This window comes from Pseudomonas sp. FG98 (assembly GCF_057808595.1).
Map to the genome: position 1 here is coordinate 1 of NZ_JBMDIJ010000176.1, position 1,920 is coordinate 1,920.

Sequence of the window (1,920 nt, forward strand, 5' to 3'; positions counted from 1 at the left end):
AAAACACCGGCATGCGCTTCGCGATGCGCCGCGCGGGCGGCGCTCGATCTTGAGGACGCTGCAAGGTACAAGACAGGCCCCTGTCAGCCCCGATCCGGTATCCCGACAAGCGCTCAAGCAGTCGTCATGGGCTTGCATGAAACATATGGAAATACGTATATTCGGATTTCCATATGTAAGAGCCCGGCCAATGCTGACCCCACCCGAACTCTTCAAATCCCTGGCCGACGAAACCCGCGCCCGGGCCACGCTGCTGATCGCCAGCCTGGGCGAGTTGTGCGTCTGCGAACTGATGTGCGCCCTGGACGACAGCCAGCCAAAGATCAGTCGCCATCTGGCGCAACTGCGCAGCAGCGGCCTGCTACTGGACCGGCGCCAGGGCCAGTGGGTGTATTACCGGCTCAATCCGCAACTGCCCGCCTGGGTCCACGAGATCCTGCAACTGACCCTGCACGCCAATGACGACTGGCTGCACGACAACACCACCCGCCTGCGCGCCATGCACGACCGCCCCGTGCGCGCGTGCAACTGACTATCAGGGAACCCACCATGCGCGTCCTGTTCATGTGCACGGCCAACAGTTGCCGCAGCATTCTTTCCGAAGCCCTGTTCAACCACCTGGCACCGGAGGGGTTCGAAGCCGTCAGCTCCGGCAGCTTCCCCAGGGGTCAGGTGCTGCCGCGCAGCCTGGCCACCCTGCAACGTGCTGGCATCGCCACGACGGGCCTGAGCAGCAAGGGCAACGACGCCTTCGAGGACAACTCGCCGGATATCGTCATCACCGTCTGCGACAACGCCGCCGGCGAAGCCTGTCCGGTGTACTTCGGAGCCCCCCTGAAAGCGCACTGGGGGCTGGAGGATCCATCCGCGATCACGGCCGACGACGCCGTGATCGATGCAGCCTTCGACGCCACCCTGCTACGCATCGAAGCGCGCTGCAAAGCCTTCTTCGCCCTGCCCTTCGCCACCCTCGACCGCGACCGCCTCCAGCATGAGCTGGGGCGGATCGGCATGCTGTGAACCCGGAGCAAGACATGTCCAGCCAACTGCCCAACCTCGATCTTTCGCTGTTCGACGCAACCCCTGCCGCCCTAGGCGCCAGCACGCACAAGCCACGCATCCTGCTGCTGTACGGATCGACCCGCGAGCGCTCCTTCAGCCGCCTGCTGGTCGAGGAAGCGGCGCGCTTGCTCGAACACTTCGGCGCCGAGACCCGGGTGTTCGATCCGTCCGGCCTGCCGTTGCCGGACGACGTCCCGGTCGAGCATCCCAAGGTGCAGGAACTACGCGACCTGGTGCTCTGGTCCGAGGGTCAGGTGTGGTGTTCGCCGGAGCGTCACGGCGCCCTGTCGTCGGTGTTCAAGGCGCAGATCGACTGGATTCCCCTGGCCCTCGGCGCCGTGCGCCCGACCCAGGGCAAGACCCTGGCGGTGATGCAGGTGTGCGGAGGTTCGCAGTCGTTCAACGTGGTCAACCAGTTGCGTGTACTCGGGCGCTGGATGCGCATGTTCACCATCCCCAACCAGTCCTCGGTGCCCAAGGCCTATATGGAGTTCGACGACGCCGGGCGCATGAAGCCCTCGGCGTATTACGACCGGGTGGTCGATGTGATGGAGGAACTGGTCAGGTTCACCCTGCTGCTGCGTGATCATCAGGCGCTGCTGGTGGACCGGTATTCGGAGCGCAAGGAGAGTGCGGAGGCGTTGTCGGCGCGGGTTGGGCAGGGGGCGATCTGAAGAGCGCTGCTGCTTCGGCGCGAACCCCGTGGGAGCTGGTTTGGCAGCGACAGGTAATTTTTATTACGGTAGCTGCAAGGTGCCTGCCGGGAGATCGGGTCATGGCTGCCAGGTGCATGCCGGGAGATTTTCAGCGCTCTCCAGATCGAGCGCCGCCCGCGCGGCGCATCGCCGGCAACGCCGG

At 64.8% G+C, this 1,920-nt stretch carries 3 protein-coding genes; all 3 read left to right on the forward strand.

The window, feature by feature from the left end; genetic code table 11:
• The first annotated feature begins 190 nt into the window (after positions 1-190).
• The 3 genes from ACODSK_RS32590 to arsH are packed head-to-tail and all read left to right on the forward strand — an operon-like array spanning position 191 to position 1,736.
• A complete protein-coding gene (locus ACODSK_RS32590; protein WP_489022264.1) occupies positions 191-532 on the forward strand; it encodes a metalloregulator ArsR/SmtB family transcription factor in 342 nt (113 codons plus the stop codon).
• A 17-nt stretch (positions 533-549) separates the two neighbouring features.
• Positions 550-1,020 carry an arsenate reductase ArsC gene (locus ACODSK_RS32595; RefSeq protein ID WP_489022265.1) on the forward strand — a complete coding sequence of 157 codons (471 nt, stop codon included), beginning with the start codon at positions 550-552 and terminating at the stop codon, positions 1,018-1,020.
• Positions 1,021-1,034: 14 nt separating this feature from the next.
• Complete coding sequence (gene arsH / locus ACODSK_RS32600) at positions 1,035-1,736, forward strand: arsenical resistance protein ArsH (protein WP_489022267.1); 702 nt, start codon at positions 1,035-1,037, stop codon at positions 1,734-1,736.
• The last annotated feature ends 184 nt before the right edge of the window (positions 1,737-1,920 follow it).